The sequence below is a fragment of the Luteibacter sp. genome, assembly GCF_009912395.1.
Classification (GTDB): domain Bacteria; phylum Pseudomonadota; class Gammaproteobacteria; order Xanthomonadales; family Rhodanobacteraceae; genus Luteibacter.
Window position 1 is genome coordinate 34,293 of sequence record NZ_WNDO01000011.1, and the last position, 21,321, is coordinate 55,613.

Here is a 21,321-nt window from a genome sequence, read left to right on the forward strand (position 1 = left end):
CGGAGTTGCTATGGCTGTGCCAAATAGTAAGGCATTCTCACACCCACCGCCCGACCCACGCGGTCCACGGACGTCCCGGAGCCCCTCCGGACGCGGCTAAACGCCCGGCCTGTCCGCTTTTCTCATGGTATTTCCCTCCGCCGAGCCACCCGGCGCGTAGCGCCGTGGGCGAATGAGAACATCGGATAGTCGGACCTTGTGAGATCGAACCGCCCGAGTCGATGAGGGGCACGGCCGTTGGCGTGCCCCGCTCGGAAGCGGTGGATGAGGATTTGAGAAATGACTGAACCGAAAGACGACAGCGTCCTCGGCGAGGGCAGCTTTGCCCTGAATCTGGACGCCAGCGTTGACATGCTGATGAACGATGCCACGGCGATGCAGGCCTATGCCGAAGCCATGCAGGCGATGTTGACCGAGTACATGATGGAGAACGAGGTGCCGAATCGGCGGTATCTCACGCGGGCGATGTCGGGCGTGAATCTGTTACATCGGATGAGCCTGCAATGCACAAAGCAGGCAAATGTTCGGCGCATGTGGGATGAAGTGCGCGCATTAGGCGGTGCGAAATGACGATCGAATTATGGGAGATCGCGATCGCGCTGATCCTGTTACCGATCAATGCGCTGATCTTCATCGCACGTCGCTACCAGCATTGTTCGTTGGCCATCGGCGCGAAGGTATTCACCGGGATTTCCTTGATCGCCTTCATTGTCGCGGCCTTCGCGTTAGGCAGTTTTGCCGGTCGCTATGATCTGCGTCCTCACCAATACGAATGGCCGGATAACTGGCTGGAATTCTCCGGCGCCTTGCTGATCGGCTCGACGTTGGGGGCGATCTGGATGTGGTTCATCTCGCGGGAACCCGAGTTGTAGGAGCGCGCTTGCGCGCGATCCCGCGTAGCGGGCCAGATTGCCGCTGCCGCGGATCGCGCGCAAGCGCGCTCCTACAGGTGTACGGGGTCGCGAGCACCCATCGCCGATGCGATCGGCTCCCACCCTTCGGTAGGCAGGTAGCGATGACCGGCTACCGAAGGGTGGGAGCCGATCGCATCGGCGATTGTCACAAGGGTGCGTCACCGTCCGGAGAGCCGTCGGGCCGCCGCCGGGGCGCGACTTGAGGAGCCGAGGGCTGGTGGTCGGACAAGACCGCGCAGCGGGGCCGGTCAGGATGACCGGCCTTTTTCGCCGAGGCAGGAGCCGAGTCGAAAAATCCCGGCCACCTGCCCGAGCCCGAAGGGGCGAAGCCATAAAACATGGGCCGCGCAGCGGCCAACCTTTCCCGAGGGACGGCGGAGCCGGCGCGCCCCGGCGGCGGCCCGACGGCTCCACCCGCCACGCCCGAGCGCCGCGAGCGAGGCCGAAGGCGAGCCCAACCTACGAAGCGACTGTACGGCGCAAGCCGTTCAAAACACGGGCTGCAAAGCAGCCAACCTCTTCCAAAGCAACGCGCTCAACGCTCCAGTCGATAGTTCAAGCTAGCCCGCGAGAAATCCGTCGCGTTCTGTGCCTCGAAGTTCCAGCGGTGGCTCAGGATGTAGCGCAAGGTGATGACCTGGCCTGGATCGAACAGGCCCACGCCGTAGCTGAGGTAGAGGCGGGGCGACAGGTACTTGCCTACGGTGAAGGCCGAGGTGCCGCCCAGCGCGTCGTTGTTGCTCACGCCGATATCGTCCACGCCGATTTTCGAGCCCACGCTCTTCGCCAGCAGATCGCCCGCCGCCGAACCCAACGCCTGCGCGGCCGCGCCCACCATGTTGCCTTCGCCACCCTTCACCTGCGACAGCGGCTTGCCCGTCACCAGGTAGGAGAGGGCATCCGACTGCTCCATCACCGGATTCGAGAACACCGTCAGCACCGGACGGCGCGCGGTACCCGACACATACAGGCCAACTTTCTGACCGTCGTCGATCGTCGCGTTCGGATTCAGAGTGCGCGACGCGCGGATGTTCAGGCCCGGGTTGTCGATCGGCGTGGATGCGAACAGCAACTGACCCTGCTCGATGCGCAGATCCTGACCGTACGCCTTGTACGTACCATCGACGCCGATCTGGCCCTGGCCCGTCGTTGCGCGACCCGGACGCTCACGCACATCAAGTAGACCCGTGATGCGACCGTCGATGCCGAAGCCCACCAGGTGCACCTTCTGCCCCAGGTCGACCCGGATATCGGCGGTGATCGGCGATGCCTGCGCAGCGGCCTCCTGCTGCTTCTCATCCACCACGACGACATCGCTCGACGCCTTCGTCGCACCGGCACCCGGCAATTTTTCGACGTTCACATCCGCCATGTCGATGCCCAGTTTGCCGCTGACATTCATGCCCTTGGCATCTTGCACGATCTGGATATCCGGCGAGATCACCGCCTTCGCGGCCGGAATATCCACCGCCGTGAACTTCGAACCCTCGATGCCCAGGCGCATTTGCGCGCCTTCGCCCAGCGCCGCATTGCCCTTTACCGACAGTGTGCCTTCGCCCGAACGGATCGTGCCGTCTACGATGAAATTCTTCGCGTCGGTGGTGTTGACGCTGATCCGACCATCCTTCAGCTTCAGGCCCGCACTCGGTACTTCCGCCGCGAATCCACCCAACACTGCCTGACCGGTGACCGCCGGTGCCGCCACGGTACCGCCCAGGCCGAAGTTGCCATCCAGTCCACCCTTGACCTCGGCGATCTCGGTGGTGAACAGCTCCACGAACGACAGGCTCTTCAGGTGCAACGCGATGTTGCCGCCCAGCGCCTGCTGGGCGCCGGTGATCGACACGTTGCCATCGATGCTGCCGCCATCGTTGATCGCGGCACGCAGCGTCAGTCGCTGGTTGTCTGGCGCCAGCTGCGCGTTGGCGCTGAGGTCGTTGTAGACCAACAACGGCTGGTCCGCGTGATCCGTATACGCCACCGAGCCATGCGTGCTGGTGATGTTAGCCTGGCCCGACAACGCGCCGGCCGCCGTACGACGCACATTACCGTCGCCCTCGAGGATGCCTTCGGCGCGCATCGGCACGTTGGACGCCTCGGCCAGCGACATCAGCAACGCCAGCGGCACGCGACGCAGGCGATAGCTCGCATCGAGATTGCCCGCCTTGTCCTGCTTGCCCGCGACGCACAACAGGGGATCGCCCGCCGTGAGGCAGAGATCGCTCATGCTCGCCGCACCATCCTTCCATGCCAGCTGGCTGGCGTTCTGCAAACGCCAGCGCGGCAGGCCCTGGAAATCGATATCCAGACGAGACAGGCTGCCGTTCCACGCGCCGTCCTTGAGCGAGCCCGACAGCGTCAGGTCGGCGGCGAGGGGGCGGCCCTTCGCATCCACCGTGAGCTGATGGCGCTGCTCGTTACCGTCCGCATTGATCGCGATGCGATCGAACACCCGCCCGCCGGTCACCGCGTTGGTGCCGACCACGTCGAGCTTGCCGCCGGGCTTGCCGATATCCGGCACGTCGGCGTCGATGCTCACCGCGTCGAGCTTCTGTCCTGCGTAGACGATGGCATTGCCGCGCAGGTTCGCCTTCACGGCCAGCGAGGGCCAGCGGCCCTTTACGCCGACATCGCCCTGTACGCGACCGCCCGCATCCGGCAACCAATCGCCCAGCGAGGCAATAGCGAGTTTCAGCGTGGCGTCGTTGGACGTATCCCCCTTCGCGTCGAGACGGATGGTGCTACCGCCGGAAGCAAGGTCCAGTGAGCCGTTCACCACCTCGTTGGGTTTGAGCTCCAGCTTGCCGTTGCCGCGCAGCGGACGTTTGCGCAGGGTGCCGTCGAGCTTGCGCAGGTCAAGCGTACCCAGCGGACCGTCCTTCGCGAGGTGACCCTCGGTGGACAGGTCCAGATCAAGGGCGCCGCCCCATTCGGCGAGCAACTGGCCCGGATCGAAGTGCTGGCCCTTGAGGTCGAGCTTCCACGCCATCTCGGGCTTCAGCGTGACCGTGCCGCTGGCCGCGAGATCGCCGTTGGGCTGCTTGAGATCCAGCGTGTGCAGCGTGATGGCCTCGGGTTTGCCGTCGAGGTTCAGCGTGAACTTGCCGATGTGCCCCGGCGGACCGATATCGACATCGCCATCGGCGTGATACGCCTCGGCGCCGCCCTTAAACGTAAGGCGGCCCGCGCTGGCGAGATCCTGGCCCGCCACGTTGGCGGGCACCAGCACATCCTTCCAGACCAGGGCGAGGTCGGCGGTGAGCGGCTGCGCCGCGATCTCCACCGTGCCCTTCGCGGTAAGCGAGCCCTTGATCTGCGGCGAACCGACCGTGAGTTCGTCGAGGGTGAGACGCTTGTACTCGTGGTCGAACGCGGCCTTCATCGGCGCCAGGCGCACGCGGTAGTCGTTGAGGTCGACGTTGCCCGTGAGGTTCGCGCTGTAACGATCGCCCGAGCCTTCCACCGCCACACCCAGCGATTGCAGCGTGCCCTCGCCGAGCAGCGGCTTGGGATCGAAGCGCGGGGCGTCGATCTTCGCTGTCCAGGCAAAGTCGCCACTCTGCACGAGGTTGGCATCCACCTGCGCGACGAACGGCAGGCGTAGCTTCACGATGGTGTGTGCCTTTGCGCCGTCGCTGTGCGCTTCGAGGTCGCCTGCGTACTCGATATCGCCCACCTTCCACGCGAACGAGGCCTTGCCGTCGCCGCTGTAGCCCTTGCCCACGGCAAGCTTGCCACCGAGGTCGGCCTGGCCGTCGGGCGCGCGCAGGGCGAGCGTCTTCAGTTCGATGCCCTTGCCGGTCCACGAGCCCGCGAGGTCGAGCGAGTTCGATTCGAACAGCGGCTGGCCGCCCTGGGTCACTTTCACATGGCCCACGCGCACCTTGTCGAAGACCAGATCGAGCGGCGGCTTCAGCGAGAACGGTTCGGAGGATTTATCCGGTTCGGGCTGGCTCGGCGGCAGCGCCACGTCGACGCCGTCGACCGACAGGTCGAAGATATGGGCACGCTGGCGGAGCAGGGCGCCGAACGAGAAATCGAGATGGGCGGTGGCGACACGGACATCCATGCCCTTGCCGTCCTGGTAGCGCACGCCCTTGAGGTCGAGCGGCCCGGCCAACCTGCCCTCGGCCTGGTCGACCGAGAGGGCGTTATCGGTGAAGCCCTTGGCGCGCTCCAGCGCGAAGCGCAGGCCGGACGCCGTGCCCACCAGCCACCAGACGCCCAGCGCCACCACGAGGATCAGGACGCCGAGCACCACGCCGATGCGGATCAACCATTTCATGCCGGCGCTCCTCACAGGTCGGGCCCGATGACGACATGCAGATGGATGCCGTGTTCGTTCTTGTCACCGACGGGGACGCCCACGTCGGCGCGGATCATGCCCACCGGGGACAGCCAGCGCACGCCGAGGCCCGCACCCACGCGCGGACTGTAATTGGTGCCGGTGAACGCGTTGCCCGCGTCCACGAAGGCGGCCATGCCCCAGTTCTTCGTGAAGTAGTGTTCCACCTCGGTGCTGCCCACGAGCAGGCCTTCGCCGCCGATCACGCGGTTGAACGCATTACGCGGGCCGATGCTCTCGAAATCGTAGCCGCGCACCGAACGATCGCCACCGGCGAAGAAGCGCAGCTGGGGCGGCAGGTCGCTGAAGTTGTTCGTCCAGATCTTGCCGGCCGAGCCGCGCAGGATCAGGCGGTTGTTGCCCCAGAAGGAGCGGATCCATTTCGCGTCGCCGATCACCTGCGAGAAGCTGGCGTCGGAGAGCAACGTGCCGACGGTGCTGCGCCCCGTGATGGTCAGCGACCAGCCGTTGCGTACGAAGGTGGGGTTGTCACCGCTTTTCCGGCTCAGCGAGATCTCGGGGTAGAGCAGGGTGCTTCGTCCGCGTTCCAGGCCTTCGGCGTTGTCGCCCTCGCCACCGCGCTTGCCCACGGTGAAGGTGCCGGACAGCGCGTTGATGCCGATCGTGCGCTGCCAGCCGTGCCAAAGGCGCGTTTCGTTGGCGACCAGCTGCAAGGTGCGCGATTTGGATGTGACCGTGTTCGCGTCGCGGAAGTTGGCGCCGAAGTTGAAGCTACGCTGGTTCGGGCCGGGCATGGGAATCTGGTACAGCGTGGACAGCGTCTTCAGGCGTTGGGCGGCCACCAGTTCGTTCTTCCACTTGTGGCCGCGGTCGTTGATCCAGCGTTTCTCGATGCCGCCGCGCAGGCCCGGGCCGGTGTCCGTGCCGAAGAACGGGCCGCCGGTGTAGATGGTGCGCTTGGCGGGTGCCAGCTCCACGTCGATGTCGATGTGGCCTTCCTTCGCGTTGTCCGTATCGGGGATGACGTTCACTACCGAGAAATAGTCGGCGCCGTTGAGCGCCTGCTGGAGCTGGAGCAACTGGCCCTGCGAGAAGTAGTCGCCGCTCTTGAAGGGCACGTAGCGCTCGAGGAAGCCTTCGCGGAACTGCGAGTTCTTGAAGACGATCTTGCCGTAGCGATAGCGCTGGCCGGCCTCCCATTTTAGCTGGATGTCCGCGCTGTGTTCCGCGCGATTGACCTCGACGCGGCGGGTGACCAGCTTGGCATCCAGGAAGCCGGTGGCGGTGAGCGCGCCACCGATGGCGTCGCGCGCGGCGTCGTATTCGCCATCGTTGAGGGTCTTGCCCTTGAGGTCGTTCATGGCGCGCACGAAATGACGCACCGAAGGCACCTTGCCGGCATCGTCGTCCAGTTCCACCGACACGTTTTTCACGGTGACGGGAACGCCCGGCACCACGTGCAGCGTCACCTGCCAGTCGTTGCCGACCTGCTTGAGGTCGCCGGTGGCGGTAGCTTCGTAATAACCGTACGGGCGTAACGCGGCCTGCACTTCGTCGGGCGCTTTTTCGTAAAGGCGACGGACCTGCGCGGCGGTAACGTCGCGCTTGGCGTACTGGGTCAGGCTGACGCCGGAAAAAACGGCGCCCTTGAGATTGTCGTCAACGCCGTCGACGTTGAGCACGACGCCCGCATGCGCGAGCGAAGGCAGGAAGAACCACGGCAGAAGCAGCAGTCCATGGCGTCTGGTTAGGCGCATGAGCGTCCCGGTCCGGTCGTGGTCCAAGGCCGTGCACGAGACAGGGCCGCTAACGGGGGCGCGCCCGGCATCCCCTGAAGTGTGTGTCTGGACGTAACTTACCGCGCGGCATGCGGAAGTGTCGATAGAGCGGACGGCGGAAACCTGAACAGGTTGAAGGATTTGAGTGCTGGATGTGAAGACGGCCTCCCGAGGGAGGCCGTCTTTCGCGTCGCTTCGTCGGCGTGTTTCCTCAGCCGGCTTCGTCACCCGAGCGGAAGGCGATCCATGCGCCCACCATCGCCGATACGTAGGGAATGGACTGGGCCGCGAGGATGAATATCCACAACGTGCTCTCGACGTAGCTGGTGCCGTAGTGCGTGGCCATGCCGATGATCGCCAGCAGCAGCGCCACGGCCATCAGCACCTCTTCACGCACGGGGCTGAAAGCGGCGAAGCTGCTGCCACCCATGCGGCGGCTCTTCGCAGTGACGACGAAGGCCGTCTTCTCGCGGGTCAAGCCATGCAGGATACCGCGCGCGATGGCATGCGACAGGCCCATGCTGGCCACGGAGGCCATGAGGGTGTCGTACCAGCTGCATGGGACACGGGCGCGATAGAGCACCACGCCGAAAATCGCCTTGGCGAAGAAGAAGCCGATCACGGGGATCAGGAACAACTGCATCGGCAGGTTGAAGTAATCCGGCGCCGCGATCATGCCGGCCGTCCACAGCAGGCCCATCATCGTGAACACGTAGTGCAGCGCGTCGGCGAACCAGCTGAACCAGCCGGTGAGGAAGTGGAAGCGCTGGCCGGCGCTGAGCGGGCCCTTGCGGGTCATCCAGCTCCAGCGACCCTTGAGGATCTGCATGGCGCCGAAGGCCCAACGGTAGCGCTGGCTCTTGTACGCCTTGAAGTCGGCGGGGGTGAGGCCCTTGCCCATCAGTTCGTCGACGTACACCAGCTCGTAGCCCGCGTGCATCAGGCGCAGGCCCAGCTCGGCGTCTTCGCAGATCGTCCACTCCGACCAGCCGCCGGTGCCTTCCAGCGCCGAGCGACGCACCATGGTCATGGTGCCGTGCTGGATGATCGCGTTGCGTTCGTTGCGATGGTGCATGCCGATGCGGAAGAAGCCGTCGTATTCCCAGGCCGTCATGCGGCGGAAACGGTTCTTCTCGAAATCGCGGTGGGCCTGCGGGCACTGCACGACGGCCACCTTGGCATCGTGGAAGTAGCCGGTAAGCGTGGATAGCCAGTCCTCGCGCACGACGTAGTCGGCATCGATGACCGCGACCACTTCGGCACGCTCGTCCGTGGCGGTGAGGCCGAAGTTGAGCGCGCCGGCCTTGTAGCCGGGCCAGGGTTCCAGATGGAAGAAGCGGAACTTGGGACCGAGCTTGGCGCAGTACTCCTCCACCGGCTTCCAGACGTTCGGATCCTTGGTGTTGTTGTCCAGCACCAGCACCTCGAAATTCTCGTAGTCGAGGGCGGCCAGCGAGTCGAGGGTGATCTGCACCATCTCCGGCGGCTCGTTGTGGCAAGCCAGGTGGATGGATACGAAGGGCTGCCTCTCGACCGGATCAGGTGGCAGCATGCCTGCGTGGCGTATCCAGCTGCGTCGCCAGAGCACTTCGGTGAACTCGAAGCCGTTGATGAGCAGGATGCCGAGGATCGCCACCTGCGCAGGGAACAGCAGGATCAGCATCGCCCAGTCGAACGGGCTCAGGTAGAAATTGAAGGGCAGGGTGGCCGACCAGACGATCAGGCCACAGGCCAGCTGCACCAGGCCCATGAAGAACAGGCGGCCGGTGAGCTTGAAGCGGCGGAAGCGGCTGGCGAACCACACCATGGGCACGAAGGCCAGCAGGGAGGCGGCAATGGCCTTCCACGGCCACTTCACGTCTTCGGTGACCGGGCCGGTGAAGGGGAATTTCAGCTGGCGGTTGGCGTCGAACATGCCCCAGTAAGCGCCGGTACGACCTTCGCCGAGGTTTTCCTTCCAGGGCTGGTCGATGGCTTCGAGCACGTAGTAGTCGTCGATGCCCTTGCGCTTGGCAACGTTGAAGAACTCACGCAGGAAGATCGCCTCGTTCGACACGCTGGGATACGCGTACTTGTAGCGATCGCCGTTCGACGGCCAGCCCACCTCGCCGATGACCACATGCTTGCCGGGAAACGTGCGCACCAGGGTCTGGTAGGTGCCGTCCGAGTTGTTGCTGCCATCGGGGTTGCGCGTGCCGATGGAGTCGGCAACGCCGGCATGCACCTCGATGCCGTTCCAGTAGGGGAACAGGTGGACGGTGATGAAATCGACGTGGTTGGCCAGCTCAGGATTCTGCATCCAGACGTAGGACGGCTCGGCGATGGACACCGGCTGGCGTACGGCGGCGCGCACGCGGTCGAGGTAGCTCATCATCTGTTCCGGCGTGAGGTCGCCACGGAACAGCACCTCGTTGCCGACGATGACGCGGCTGATGGTCTTCGGATAGCGATGCGCCTGGGCGATCAGGGCCTCGATCTCGCGCTCGTTGTTCTCAAGGCGCTTGTCGATCTGGGCGCCGGCCATGACGTCGAGGCCGTCCTTGTCGGCCAGGCGGATCGTCTGCGGGTTCTCCAGCATCGAGTACGTGCGGATGCGCGGCGAGTACTTCTTGACCAGCTGCAGATCCTTGTCGATCTCCGCGTCCGAGGACACGTCGCCCTTCATGGGGTTCTGGTAGCGCTGGTAGGCCGTGAAGGCGAAGCCGGAGATCGGCTGTTTCCAGTCTTCCGGGCCGTTGGGCAGGTTGGCGACGTACCACAGGCCGACATTCAGCGCGGCGACGAGGATCGCGAGGATCAGCGCGGCGAGGATCGGGTGGCTCTTTTCGGTCTTGGTTGCGGCGCTCAAAACAATCCCCGGACCGGTCGGCCCCCGAGTGGATCTCAATGACGAGGTAACCGGGGGAGCTTAACGAACGGTGAGGGATGGCTCAACGTCGGGCTGAACGGACGGTCAGGGATAGCTCAGGCCCCTTGTAGGAGCGCGCCCTGCGCGCGACCGTTTGTCGCGAAAGGTGGGTCGCGCGCAGGGCGCGCTCCTACACAAGAAAGCCGCCGCCCTGGGGCGGCGGCTTTTTCACGGTTACTTAACGCTTACTTGAGCAGCGAGCGGAGCATCCACGCGGTCTTCTCGTGGGCCTTCAGGCGGCCGGTGACCATATCGGCGGTGCCTTCGTCGCCCACCTTGTCGGCGACCTTGATCACTTCGCGAGCGGTCGCGGCGGCGATGTCATGGCCGTCGACCGGCTGGGAGACCATGTCCTTCCAGTCCGGCACGCCGGCTTCTTCCTTGATCTTGGTGAGCTTGCCGAACTCGGCGTAGGAGCCCGGGGCGTACACGTCGAGGATGCGGATACGCTCGGCGACTTCGTCGACGGCGAGCCACAGCTCGTTGTACTGGGTCTCGAACATGGTGTGCAGGCTGTTGAAATGCGGACCGGTCACGTTCCAGTGGAACTTGTGGGTCTTCAGATACAGGGTATAGGTGTCGGCGAGAAGCTTGGACAGCTCCTTGGCGGACGCATCGCGGTCTTTCTTGTCGATGCCGATATCGATCTGCTTGGCCATGTTTCGACTCTCCGTGGGGTTCTGGATAGAAATTTTAACGAGCGGTCCGGTTCACGTGAAATGAAACGTTTCGATCCCATTGATAGACGCACGCTATTATTTGCGTTCCCATGAGCATCTCTACAACCCCCTCCCGCCCCGCATCCCCCCCGCCGCGCCTGAAAGAGCTGCGCGACGCGTTGTCGCAGGTATCGAGCCGTGACTTCGGTCGCCTGCTCGGCCGCTGGCGCGGACTGTCGCGCAAGCCGGATCCGGCGAAGCTCGACGCGCTGGCCGCCGACATCGCCACGTCGATGGGCAGGCGCGCCGCGCGCGCCGCTTCCAAGCCGGCCATCACCGTGGACGCGTCGTTGCCGATCGCCGCCCGCGCCGAGGACATCGTCAAGCTCATCCGCGACCACCAGGTCGTGGTGATCGCCGGCGAGACCGGCTCGGGCAAGACCACCCAGTTGCCGAAGCTGTGCCTTGCCGCCGGTCGCGGCGAAGCCGGCCTGATCGGCTGCACCCAGCCACGCCGCCTGGCCGCCCGCTCGGTGGCGACGCGCGTGGCCGAGGAACTGGGCAGCCCCATCGGCGAGAAGGTGGGCTTCCAGGTCCGCTTCACCGAGAAGGTGTCCGACCATGCGCTGGTGAAGTTCATGACCGACGGCATCCTGCTGGCGGAGACCCAGTCCGATCCTTGGTTGTCGGCCTACGACACGATCATCATCGACGAGGCCCACGAGCGCAGCCTCAACATCGACTTCCTGCTGGGCTACCTCAAGCGGCTGGCCGAGCGGCGCCCCGACCTCAAGATTATCGTCACCTCGGCGACCATCGACACCGAGCGCTTCGCGACCCATTTCGGCGACGCGCCCGTGGTCGCGGTGGAGGGGCGCACCTACCCCGTGGAGGTCCGTTATCGGCCCCCGGGTGAGCGCGGCGACGGCAATCTCGCCCAGCAGATCGCCGACGCGATGGACGAGATCACCCGCGAAGATCCGCGTGGCGACGTGCTGGTGTTCCTGCCCGGCGAACGCGAGATCCGCGACACCCACCTCCTGCTCTCGCGCAAGCAGTACCGCGAGACCGAGGTGCTGGCCCTGTATGCGCGCCTCTCGGCCAACGAGCAGGATCGCGTGTTCAAGCCGGGTCCGAAGCGGCGCATCGTGCTTGCCACCAACGTCGCGGAAACCTCGCTGACGGTGCCGCGCATCCGCTACGTGGTGGACTCGGGCACGGCGCGCGTGAAGCGCTACAGTCAGCGTGGCCAGCTCGAACGCTTGCATATCGAACCGATTTCCCAGGCCGCCGCCAACCAGCGCAAGGGCCGCTGCGGTCGCGTGGGGCCGGGCATCTGCTACCGCCTCTACGACGAGACGGATTTCAGCCTGCGCCCGGAATACACGGATCCGGAGCTGCTGCGCTCATCGCTGGCCAACGTCATCCTGCGCATGCTGGCGCTGGACTTGGGCGAAGTGGACGATTTCCCGTTCCTGGAAGCGCCGGACCCGCGCGTGGTGGCCGATGGCTACCGTCGCCTGGCGGAGATCGGCGCCATCGACGACGATCGTCGCCTCACCGAGATCGGCCGCACTGTCGCGCGCTTGCCCATCGACGTGCAGCTGGCGCGCATGCTGGTGGAGGCCCGTCGCCTGGGCAGCCTGGCCGACCTTCTGACCATCGTCGCCTTCCTCAGCATTCAGGATCCGCGCGAGCGGCCGCCGGAGGCCCGGGGGCAGGCCGATGCGGCGCATGCCCAGTTCGCGGACCCCAAGTCGGACTTCGTCGGTGTGGTGAACCTGTGGAAGGCCTACCTGGCCTCCGCTGAGGAACTCACCTCCTCGAAGCTGCGCGACTGGTGCTCGCGCAACTTCCTCAGCTTCATGCGCATGCGCGAGTGGCGCGAGCTGCATCGCCAGCTGGTGCTGGTGACGCGCGACCTCGGTTGGGACAAGGTTGAGCAACCTCCTGTAGGAGCGCGTCTTGCGCGCGACCCGTCGGAGCAAGGCCCGGCACGTCGAGGGAAAGACCGCCGCCCTGCCACGAGCGCCGTCGAGGTCCCTGTCGCGCGCAAGGCGCGCTCCTACAGTGATACGGCGCCGCTGGAAGGTGACGCCTTGTTCGAGGCGATGCATCGCAGCCTGCTTGCCGGCCTGCCCACGCAGGTGGGCCACAAGGACGAGAAGGGCGTATTCCGTGGCACTCGCGAGCGCCGTTTCCAGGTGTTCCCCGGCTCCGCGCTGTCCAAGGCGCCGCCGGCCTGGATCTTCGCCGCGCAGATCCTCGATATCGGCGGCAAGGTGTGGGCGATGATGTGCGCCCGCGTCGATCCGGCGTGGGTCGAGTCGCAGGGCGCGCATCTGGTGCGTTCGACGGCGCGCGATCCGCACTGGTCGCGCAAGCGCGGCACCGTGGTCGCCTACGAGCAGGTCACGCTGTTCGGCCTGGTGCTGGTCGAGCGCCGCCCGGTGACCTTCCATCGCCAGGACCCGGCGCTGGCCCACGCTATCTTCGTCCGCGAGGGCCTGGTGCGCGGTGACCTCGATAGCCGTGCCGATTTCGTGCGCGCCAACGCGCGCGTGCTGGAACAGGCCCACGACATCGAGGCCAAGCAGCGTCGTGCCGGCCTGTTGCGTTCCGACGAGGCCCTGGCCGCCTTCTTCGACGGCAAGCTGCCGGAAAGCGTCGCCGACACGCGCGCGCTCGACGCCTGGTACCGCAAGGCGGCGCCGGGCGAACAGGCCGCATTACGCTGGACGCTGGCGGATGTGATGGACAGCGGTGCGGGCCTCGACCCGAAGGCCTTCCCGGCGTCGCTGGACATCGGCCAGCATCGCTATCGCCTGGAATACCGCTTCGTGCCGGGCGATCCGGCCGATGGCGTCACCATCCAAGTGCCGCTGGCCTTCCTCAATGCCTTGCCTGCCGCGCGCTGCGAATGGCTGGTCGGTGGACTGCTGGTGGACAAGGTGGCGGAACTGATCCGCGCCTTGCCCAAGGCGCTGCGCCGCAACTTCGTACCCGCGCCCGACTTTGCCAAGGCCTTCTCCGAGGCCGAGACGCCCCGCGACGAGCCGCTGGTGAAGGCGCTGGCTACCTTCCTCAAGCGCACCACGGGCGTGGACATCGACGCCTCCGCGTTCGCCGATGCGGAGGCTCCGGCGCACCTGCTGATGCGCTATCGCGTGCACGACGAGAACGGTCGCACGGTGGCCGAAGGGCGCGACCTGGCGGCGATCCGCGCGCAATGGGAAGGCCGTGCGCGCGAGGCGTTCTCGCGCAAGACCGATATCGAGCTTACCCGCGAGGACATCGTGGCGTGGGACTTTGAGGCGATCCCGCGTGAAGTGCGTTCCGAGGGTGGCCTGAAGGCCTATCCCGCGCTGGTCGATCTTGGCGAAGCCGTGGCGCTGCGCGTGTTCGAGCGTGCCGACGAAGCGGCCGAGGCGCATGTCGGTGGCGTGGAACGCCTATTGCGCCAGGCCCTCGCGCCGGAGTTCAAGCGTGCAAGGCGACAGTTGCCCATCGGCAATCCGTTGTCGCTGAAATATGCGCCGCTCGGTAGCGTCGACGGCTTGCGCGAGGACCTGGTGGAAGGCGGGTTCGCCGACCTGCTCGCCACCCACAAGCTCGACGTGCGTACGCAAGGCGAATTCGATGCCTTGCGCACGGAACTGGGCCGCGAACTGTTCGGCGCCGCGATGGAGCGGCAGAAGCTCGCCGAACCCATCATCGAGGCCCAGGCCGAGCTGAAGCCCTGGATGGAGCCGCCGTTGATGGGCTTCGCCAAGGCCAGCTACGACGACCTGCGCGAGCAGTTGGTGGCGTTGATGCAGCCAGGCTTCCTGCGCGAATTGCCGACGGCGCGGCTGGCGCATTTCGCTCGTTACCTCAAGGCGATGCGTTTGCGTGGCGAACGCTTGCGCCAGGACCCGCAGCGCGATCAGTCGCGTATGCTGCAGGTGCTGCCGTACTGGCGGGCGCTGCTCAACGGCGGCGGTACCGCCTGGGACGCGCATGCGTGGAGCGAACTGCGCTGGCTGTTGGAAGAATGGCGTGTCTCGCTGTTCGCGCAGGATTTGAAGACCGCCGAGCCCGTATCGGCCAAGCGGTTGGCGCGCGCATTGGAATCGGCCGAGGCGGCGACACGATGAAGACGGCGAAAGAGGCGACGACCAGCGACGCGAAGACGCCGCTCACCGAAGCGGCACGCGAGGCATGCGCGGTGCTGCCGGTGGCCGCGCGCGCCGAAGGCGAAACCGTCATCGAACTGCTGCGCCTGCTCGGGTGCGACGACGAAACCTGTGCCTCGGCGCTGTGGTTCTTGCTGATGCGTGGCATGCCCGGTGCCGCCGACGAAGCGATGGCCAGCTGGGCACCGACCCTGCGCCGTCTGGTGGACGGGCAGGGCGAGGCCGAGAAGGTCTGGGCGTTGCACGCGCAGCGTGGCAAGGCGAGCGGGGCCGAGGGCCTGCGCCGCCTGCTGCTGGCGATCATCCGCGACCTGCGCGTGGTGTTCGTACTGCTCGCCCGCCAACTGGCGGCGATGCGCACGGCGATGTCCCTGCCGGACCACGAGCGCCGCGAACTGGCCCAGCTCACCTCGGATATCCATGCACCGCTGGCGAACCGCCTCGGTATCTGGCAGCTCAAGTGGGAGCTGGAAGACCTCGCGTTCCGCTACCTGGAGCCGGATACCTACCGCCGCATCGCGCGCCTGCTCGACGAGCGTCGCACGGATCGCGAGCGCTTCATCGCCGACAGCCTCGCGCAGCTGCGCGACGTGCTCGAAGAATCGGGCATCCGCGCCGACCTGGCGGGTCGTCCCAAGCACATCTTCTCCATCTGGAAGAAGATGAAGAAGAAGGGGTTGGAGTTTTCCGACCTCTACGACATCCGCGCGGTACGCATCCTCGTGGATAACGTGGCCGACTGCTACGCCGCGCTGGGCCTGGTGCATAGTCTGTGGCCGCACCTGCCGGGCGAGTTCGACGACTACGTGGCCCGACCCAAGGGCAACGGCTATCGCTCGCTGCATACCGCCGTATTGGGCCCGGAAGGCAAGACGCTGGAAGTGCAGATCCGTACGCACGAGATGCACCGCGCCAACGAACTGGGCGTGGCCGCGCACTGGCGCTACAAGGAAGGCGGCGGTGCCGACGCGGAGTTCGAGGCGAAGATCGCCTGGATGCGCAAGCTGCTGGAACCGCGTGGCGAAGGTGAGGACGACACCGACCTCGCCGCCGGTTTCGCCACCGAGCTGATGGAAGACCGCGTGTACGTGCTTTCGCCCAAGGGCGAGGTCATCGACATGCCACGCGGCGCCACCGTGCTCGACTTCGCGTACCACATCCATACCGAGGTCGGTCATCGCTGCCGGGGCGCCAAGCTCAACGGCCGCATCGTGCCGCTGACCACCTCGCCGCGCAGCGGCGACCGCGTGGAAATCCTCACGACCAAGGTCTCCGAGCCGAGTCGCGACTGGCTGTCGTCGCATCACGGTTACCTCAACACCACGCGAGCGAAGGAGAAGGTCCGCTCGTGGTTCCGTCGCACGGCGCACGATGCCAACGTGGCGGCGGGCAAGCTGGCGCTGGAAAAGGAACTGCGCCGCCTCGCGGTGGACGATGTGGACCTGGCGAAGCTCGCCACCACGTTCCGCCTGAAGACGGTGGAAGAACTGTTCATCACCGTCGCGCTGGGCGAGGTCAGTCTCGGCCAGGTGGCGCGCGCGTTACAGGAGCCGGTGACGCCGGAGGTCACGCAGTCGGCCTCGCCGGTCGCCTCACGTGGCGCGCAGCACGATCGCGGTGCGCTATCGATCGAGGGCGTGGGCAACCTGCTGACGACCCTGGCGCGGTGCTGCCAGCCGCTGCCGGGCGATCCGGTGCGCGGTTTCATCACCCGCGGGCGCGGCGTGTCGGTGCATCGGGCCGATTGCGCATCGCTGTCCCGCCTGGCCCGCAAGGATCCCGATCGCGTGATCGAGGTGAGCTGGGGCAGGGTGGAGGTGCAGAACTACGAAGTGGACATCGAGCTGCGTGGTTACGACCGCAAGGGCCTGCAGAAGGATGTTGCCACCACCATCAGCAACGTCGGCCCGCATATCGTGGCGTCGTCGAGCCGCGTGCACGTGCGCACGGGCGAGGTGGAAATGCGCTTCACGCTACGGGTGAAGGACTACGAGCAGCTGTCGATGTTGCTGGGCCGCTTGACGGCCTTGCCGAACGTGACGGATGCCCGGAGGGTCGGGGGGCGATAGGCCCCCCACCCGCCGTGTTTCATCACCGTGATCGCGCGCAAGCGCGCTCCTACAGGCGGTTCTGATAACGCCACACCGCTGTTGTAGGAGCGCGCTTGCGCGCGACCCTAGGGCCTCAGCCCCCCATGGCCAGCCGACCACCCAGGTCCAGAATCGGCTGCGCGATGAGGATGCGAGCCAGGAACAACCCCAACAGCACCACCGTCGGCGAGAAATCCAGCCCGCCGAGGGTCATCCGGCCACGCAGCGGGCGCACCAGCGGTTCGGCCAGGCTCGACAGCAGGCGGGCCACCGGGTGGTAGCGGTCGGACGAGAACATGCTGAGCAGCGACCAGGCGAAGACGATCACGATCCAGGTCAGCAGGAAGAAGTCGAGCAGTTCGGCGAAGCCCATCACCAGGATACCGACCGGTGCGAGCGGGATGCCGCCCAGGGCCAGCACCAGCAGCACCTTCAGGCATTCCAGCAGCAGGGCGATCAGCAGCGCGGCGGTATTGATTCGGCGGAAGTTCGGCAGCGCCTTGCGCAGCGGCCGCAGCACCGGGTTGGTGAAGCGGTAGAGGAACTGGCATAGCGGATTGTTGAAATCCGCGCGACAGGCCTCCGCGAGGATGCGCAGCACGAACAGGGTGACGAGGGCGCCGAAGGCGAACTGCAGGATCAGGGCGCCGGCGTTGGTCAGGTAATTCACTTGATCGATTCCATAGCTTCGGAAAGTTCGACGCCACGGCGGCGCGCCGCATCGACGGCGCGCCCCACGATGGCGGGGAAATGGTCGGCCTGGAAACTCTCCAGGGCGGCCTGGGTGGTGCCGTTGGGCGAGGTGACCCGCTTGCGAAGGGTGGCGGCGGTCTCGCCGCTTTCAACCAGCATGCGGCCGGCGCCGAGCGCCGTCTGCGTCGCCAGGGCGCGGGCGGTCTCGCGCGACATCCCCTGGGCGAAGGCGGCGTTCTCCAGCGCCTCGACCATCAGGAAAAAATAGGCCGGGCCCGAGCCCGAGAGGGCCGTGACGATGTCCAGCTGGTCCTCGTCCGGCACCCAGACGCTGAGACCGGCGGCGTCGAGCACATGCTGCGCCTCGGCGCGCTGCGGGGCGCTGACCCGGGCGTTGGCATAGAGGCCGGTGGCGCCAGCGCCGAACATGGCGGGCGTATTCGGCATGCAGCGCACCACGGGCAGGGCGGCGTCGAACCAGCGCTCTATCTGGGCGATGCGGATGCCCGCGGCGATGGAGATCACCACCGGGCGGTATTTCTGCACGGCGGGACGCAGGAGGCGGCAGACCTCGGCCAGCATCTGGGGCTTCACCGCCAGCACCAGGATGGCGGCACCCTCGGCGGCATCGAGGTTGTCGGTATAGGTGGCCACCCCGTACTCGCGGGATAGCTCCTGCAGGGCCTCGGCGCGAGGCTCGGCGACGGCGATGCCGCCGGGCTGGGCGCCATGGCGGATCATGCCCGCGATGAGGGCCTGGGCCATATTGCCGCCGCCGATAAAGGCGATCCGATTCATGGGTGGTGTGCTCCGTTCGCGACGCTTTTCACATTGGGCAAAGCATATATGCCCCGCGCCTTGCCGCCGACCCCCGGGCATGCTTACCTATGCCCCTTCCAGATAGGGGACACTGATGGACATCGCCGAACTCCTTGCCTTCTCCGTGAAGAACAAGGCCTCCGACCTGCACCTTTCCGCCGGTCTCCCGCCGATGATCCGCGTGGACGGCGATGTGCGCCGTATCAATATCCCGGCGCTGGAGCACAAACAGGTCCATTCGCTGATCTACGACATCATGTCGGACAAGCAGCGCCGCGACTATGAGGAATTCCTCGAGGTCGATTTCTCCTTCGAAATCCCCGGCCTGGCGCGCTTTCGCGTCAACGCCTTCAACCACAACCGTGGCGCGGGCGCGGTGTTCCGTACCATTCCCTCGGAGGTGCTGACCCTGGAGGACCTGGGCGCGCCGCGGATCTTCCGCGAGCTGATCGAGCAGCCCCAGGGCCTGATCCTGGTCACCGGCCCCACCGGTTCGGGTAAGTCGACCACCCTGGCGGCCATGGTCGACCACATCAACAAGACCGAATACGGCCACATCCTCACCGTCGAGGACCCGATCGAATTCGTGCACAGTTCGCAGAAGTGCCTGGTCAACCAGCGCGAGGTGCACCGCGACACCCACGGCTTCAACGAGGCGCTGCGTTCCGCGCTGCGCGAAGATCCGGACTACATCCTGGTCGGCGAGCTTCGCGACCTGGAAACGATTCGCCTGGCGCTCACCGCCGCCGAGACGGGCCATCTCGTGTTCGGCACCCTGCATACCTCGTCGGCCGCCAAGACCATCGACCGTATCATCGACGTGTTCCCGGCAGGCGAGAAGCCGATGGTGCGTTCCATGCTGTCCGAGTCGCTACGCGCGGTGATTTCGCAGTCGCTGCTGAAAAAGGTGGGCGGCGGCCGCCTCGCGGCGCACGAGATCATGGTGGGCATCCCCGCCATCCGTAACCTTATCCGCGAAGACAAGGTGGCGCAGATGTACTCCGCCATCCAGACCGGCCAGCAGTACGGCATGCAGACGCTGGACCAGAACCTGCTCGACCTGGTGAAGCGCGGCCTGATCACGCGCCAGGAAGGCGCCATGTATGCCAAGAACAAGGAAGGGTTCCGCTGATGAGCGACTTCGACTTCACTTCCTTCCTCAAGCTGATGGTGCACAAACAGGCCTCGGACCTGTTCATCACCGCTGGCGTGGCGCCTTCCATGAAGGTGCAGGGGCGCATCGTGCCCATCACGCAGAGCCCGCTCTCCGCGCAGCAGTCGCGCGACATGGTGCTCAATGTGATGACGCCCGCCCAGCGCGAGGAATTCGAAAAGACCCACGAGTGCCAGTTCGCGATCAGCGCCTCGGGTATCGGTCGCTTCCGCGTGTCGTGCTTCTACCAGCGCAACTGCGTGGGCATGGTGCTGCGCCGGATCGAGTCGAAGATCCCCACCGTGGACGAGCTGAGCTTGCCCGCGGTCGTGAAGCAACTGGCGATGACCAAGCGCGGCATCATCATCTTCGTCGGCGGTACGGGTACGGGTAAGTCCACCTCGCTCGCGGCGATGATCGGCTACCGCAACCAGAATTCGACCGGGCACATCATCACCATCGAGGACCCGATCGAATACGTGCACCGCCACGAAGGCTGCATCATCACGCAGCGCGAGCTGGGCATCGACACGGACAGCTGGGAAAACGCGCTGAAGAACACCCTGCGCCAGGCGCCCGACGTGATCATGATCGGCGAAGTGCGTACGCGCGAGACGATGGAGCACGCGATCAACTTCTCGGAAACCGGCCACCTGTGCCTGTGCACGCTGCATGCGAACAACGCCAACCAGGCGCCGGACCGCATCCTGCATTTCTTCCCGGAAGACCGTCGCCAGCAGCTGTTCATGGACTTGTCGCTGAACCTGAAGGGCATCGTGGCGCAGCAGCTGATTCCCACGCCCGACGGCAAGGCCCGTCGCGTGGCGGTCGAAGTGCTGCTGGGCACGCCGCTGGCGCAGGACTACATCCGCCAGGGTGACGTGCACAAGCTGAAGGAGCTGATGCGCGATTCGAACCAGCTCGGCATGCGCACCTTCGACCAGAGCCTGGTCGAGCTGTACCACGCGGGCGAGATCAGCTACGAAGACGCGCTGCGTCATGCGGACAGCGCCAACGAAGTGCGCTTGCGCATCAAGCTGGCGCAGGGCGGCGACGCGCACACGCTGTCGCAGGGCCTGGAAGGCGTGGAGATCGAGAAGCCGGACGACCGCAACGGTTTCGGCGGCGGCATGCTCCGCCGCTGACGGCCGCCATCGGCTTCTCTGTAGGAGCGCGCTTGCGCGCGACGGGGCGGAGCGGTGAGCTGGCTGCACGGGTGGCTTGCGACTTTGTGCTTCGCCCCGTCGCGCGCAAGCGCGCTCCTACAAGGAAATGGCAGCGTGAAGCGTTCAGACCCAAAAAAAGGGCGCCCAATGGGCGCCCTAAAGTCGATCCACCAACTGTAGTCGTTGTTACTTGGCCGCAGCCGACACGGTCAGGCCGCTGGCGTCGACGCTCTTCACGCCCTTGATCTTCTTGGCGATGGCTTCGGCGTGGCTCTTTTCCTTCGCCGTAGCGACGGTACCGGTCAGCGTCACGACGCCTTCGGTGGTGCTCACCGAGATCTCGGAACCCTTCACGCTCTTGTTGGCGGCGAACTCGGACTTCACCTTCGTGGTGATCCAGGTATCGTCGGCCTTGCCGGCGACGGTCTGGTTGTCGCCCTTGGAGGCGGCCGCGGCGGAGTCCTGGGCATTCACCTGCGCGAACGGGACCGTGCCGAGACCGGCGACGAGGGCGGCAGCGAACAGGGCCTTACGAAGGTTGGCATGGTTCATGGATGAACTCCTTTACACACTGTGAGGATGGCGAGCGGCGCCACACGATGTGGCTGCCGTAGTCGCGGAGCTATGGAAACAGCGCATCCGTGAACGATCCGTGCCCGG

13 protein-coding genes are annotated in these 21,321 nt (G+C 65.8%); 6 read left to right on the forward strand and 7 right to left on the reverse strand.

Going from position 1 to position 21,321, the window contains the following annotated elements:
• Nucleotides 1-279 precede the first annotated feature (279 nt).
• The gene (locus GAK28_RS11515; protein ID WP_291773606.1) at nucleotides 280-570 is read left to right on the forward strand and encodes a hypothetical protein; all 291 of its coding nucleotides are present in this window, start codon (nucleotides 280-282) and stop codon (nucleotides 568-570) included.
• On the forward strand, nucleotides 567-872 hold the full coding sequence (locus GAK28_RS11520; protein WP_291775385.1) for a hypothetical protein: 306 nt from the start codon (nucleotides 567-569) through the stop codon (nucleotides 870-872). Before GAK28_RS11515 ends, GAK28_RS11520 begins: the two co-directional genes overlap by 4 nt.
• 577 nt (nucleotides 873-1,449) lie before the next feature.
• On the opposite strand, the gene GAK28_RS11525 is transcribed toward GAK28_RS11520, so the two are convergent.
• The 4 genes from GAK28_RS11525 to GAK28_RS11540 all read right to left on the reverse strand — a co-directional run bounded on the left by GAK28_RS11525 (nucleotide 1,450) and on the right by GAK28_RS11540 (nucleotide 10,565).
• Nucleotides 1,450-5,199: a translocation/assembly module TamB domain-containing protein gene (locus GAK28_RS11525; RefSeq protein WP_291778832.1), complete on the reverse strand. Its 3,750-nt coding sequence runs from the start codon at nucleotides 5,197-5,199 to the stop codon at nucleotides 1,450-1,452.
• A gap of 11 nt (nucleotides 5,200-5,210) precedes the next feature.
• Nucleotides 5,211-6,977: an autotransporter assembly complex family protein gene (locus GAK28_RS11530; RefSeq protein ID WP_291778835.1), complete on the reverse strand. Its 1,767-nt coding sequence runs from the start codon at nucleotides 6,975-6,977 to the stop codon at nucleotides 5,211-5,213.
• 232 nt (nucleotides 6,978-7,209) lie between these two features.
• Nucleotides 7,210-9,852 carry a glycosyltransferase gene (locus tag GAK28_RS11535; RefSeq protein ID WP_291779212.1) on the reverse strand — a complete coding sequence of 881 codons (2,643 nt, stop codon included), beginning with the start codon at nucleotides 9,850-9,852 and terminating at the stop codon, nucleotides 7,210-7,212.
• A gap of 239 nt (nucleotides 9,853-10,091) precedes the next feature.
• Nucleotides 10,092-10,565, reverse strand: a complete 474-nt coding sequence (locus tag GAK28_RS11540) for a Dps family protein (RefSeq protein WP_291778838.1) — start codon at nucleotides 10,563-10,565, stop codon at nucleotides 10,092-10,094.
• A 110-nt stretch (nucleotides 10,566-10,675) separates the two neighbouring features.
• Here GAK28_RS11540 and hrpA point away from each other — a divergent pair, with 110 nt between their 5' ends.
• Both hrpA and GAK28_RS11550 read left to right on the forward strand, forming a co-directional pair.
• The gene (gene hrpA / locus GAK28_RS11545; protein ID WP_291778841.1) at nucleotides 10,676-14,701 is read left to right on the forward strand and encodes an ATP-dependent RNA helicase HrpA; all 4,026 of its coding nucleotides are present in this window, start codon (nucleotides 10,676-10,678) and stop codon (nucleotides 14,699-14,701) included.
• On the forward strand, nucleotides 14,698-16,809 hold the full coding sequence (locus GAK28_RS11550; protein WP_291778845.1) for a bifunctional (p)ppGpp synthetase/guanosine-3',5'-bis(diphosphate) 3'-pyrophosphohydrolase: 2,112 nt from the start codon (nucleotides 14,698-14,700) through the stop codon (nucleotides 16,807-16,809). Before hrpA ends, GAK28_RS11550 begins: the two co-directional genes overlap by 4 nt.
• Before the next feature lie 115 nt (nucleotides 16,810-16,924).
• Here the strand turns inward: GAK28_RS11550 and GAK28_RS11555 are convergent, their stop codons facing one another.
• Together GAK28_RS11555 and proC are read right to left on the reverse strand one after the other, a co-directional pair.
• The gene (locus GAK28_RS11555; RefSeq protein WP_291778848.1) at nucleotides 16,925-17,500 is read right to left on the reverse strand and encodes a YggT family protein; all 576 of its coding nucleotides are present in this window, start codon (nucleotides 17,498-17,500) and stop codon (nucleotides 16,925-16,927) included.
• Complete coding sequence (proC, locus tag GAK28_RS11560; protein WP_291778851.1) at nucleotides 17,497-18,321, reverse strand: pyrroline-5-carboxylate reductase; 825 nt, start codon at nucleotides 18,319-18,321, stop codon at nucleotides 17,497-17,499. The genes GAK28_RS11555 and proC overlap by 4 nt, the downstream gene beginning before the upstream one ends.
• A gap of 115 nt (nucleotides 18,322-18,436) precedes the next feature.
• On the opposite strand from proC, the gene GAK28_RS11565 reads away from it, so the two are divergent.
• The gene (locus tag GAK28_RS11565; protein WP_291778855.1) at nucleotides 18,437-19,474 is read left to right on the forward strand and encodes a type IV pilus twitching motility protein PilT; all 1,038 of its coding nucleotides are present in this window, start codon (nucleotides 18,437-18,439) and stop codon (nucleotides 19,472-19,474) included.
• Nucleotides 19,474-20,640: a PilT/PilU family type 4a pilus ATPase gene (locus GAK28_RS11570; protein WP_291778858.1), complete on the forward strand. Its 1,167-nt coding sequence runs from the start codon at nucleotides 19,474-19,476 to the stop codon at nucleotides 20,638-20,640. Before GAK28_RS11565 ends, GAK28_RS11570 begins: the two co-directional genes overlap by 1 nt.
• Nucleotides 20,641-20,847: 207 nt before the next feature.
• Here the strand turns inward: GAK28_RS11570 and GAK28_RS11575 are convergent, their stop codons facing one another.
• Nucleotides 20,848-21,213, reverse strand: coding sequence for a BON domain-containing protein (locus GAK28_RS11575; RefSeq protein ID WP_291778861.1), 366 nt, complete (start codon nucleotides 21,211-21,213; stop codon nucleotides 20,848-20,850).
• Nucleotides 21,214-21,321 lie beyond the last annotated feature (108 nt).

Excerpts from the sequence above, each read along its gene's own strand:
- GAK28_RS11515 (WP_291773606.1), top strand. The coding sequence starts at position 280 with ATGACTGAACCGAAAGACGACAGCGTCCTCGGCGAGGGCAGCTTTGCC.
- GAK28_RS11520 (WP_291775385.1), top strand. The coding sequence starts at position 567 with ATGACGATCGAATTATGGGAGATCGCGATCGCGCTGATCCTGTTACCG.
- GAK28_RS11525 (WP_291778832.1), bottom strand. The coding sequence starts at position 5,199 with ATGAAATGGTTGATCCGCATCGGCGTGGTGCTCGGCGTCCTGATCCTC.
- GAK28_RS11530 (WP_291778835.1), bottom strand. The coding sequence starts at position 6,977 with ATGCGCCTAACCAGACGCCATGGACTGCTGCTTCTGCCGTGGTTCTTC.
- GAK28_RS11540 (WP_291778838.1), bottom strand. The coding sequence starts at position 10,565 with ATGGCCAAGCAGATCGATATCGGCATCGACAAGAAAGACCGCGATGCG.
- hrpA (WP_291778841.1), top strand. The coding sequence starts at position 10,676 with ATGAGCATCTCTACAACCCCCTCCCGCCCCGCATCCCCCCCGCCGCGC.
- GAK28_RS11550 (WP_291778845.1), top strand. The coding sequence starts at position 14,698 with ATGAAGACGGCGAAAGAGGCGACGACCAGCGACGCGAAGACGCCGCTC.
- proC (WP_291778851.1), bottom strand. The coding sequence starts at position 18,321 with ATGAATCGGATCGCCTTTATCGGCGGCGGCAATATGGCCCAGGCCCTC.
- GAK28_RS11565 (WP_291778855.1), top strand. The coding sequence starts at position 18,437 with ATGGACATCGCCGAACTCCTTGCCTTCTCCGTGAAGAACAAGGCCTCC.
- GAK28_RS11570 (WP_291778858.1), top strand. The coding sequence starts at position 19,474 with ATGAGCGACTTCGACTTCACTTCCTTCCTCAAGCTGATGGTGCACAAA.
- GAK28_RS11575 (WP_291778861.1), bottom strand. The coding sequence starts at position 21,213 with ATGAACCATGCCAACCTTCGTAAGGCCCTGTTCGCTGCCGCCCTCGTC.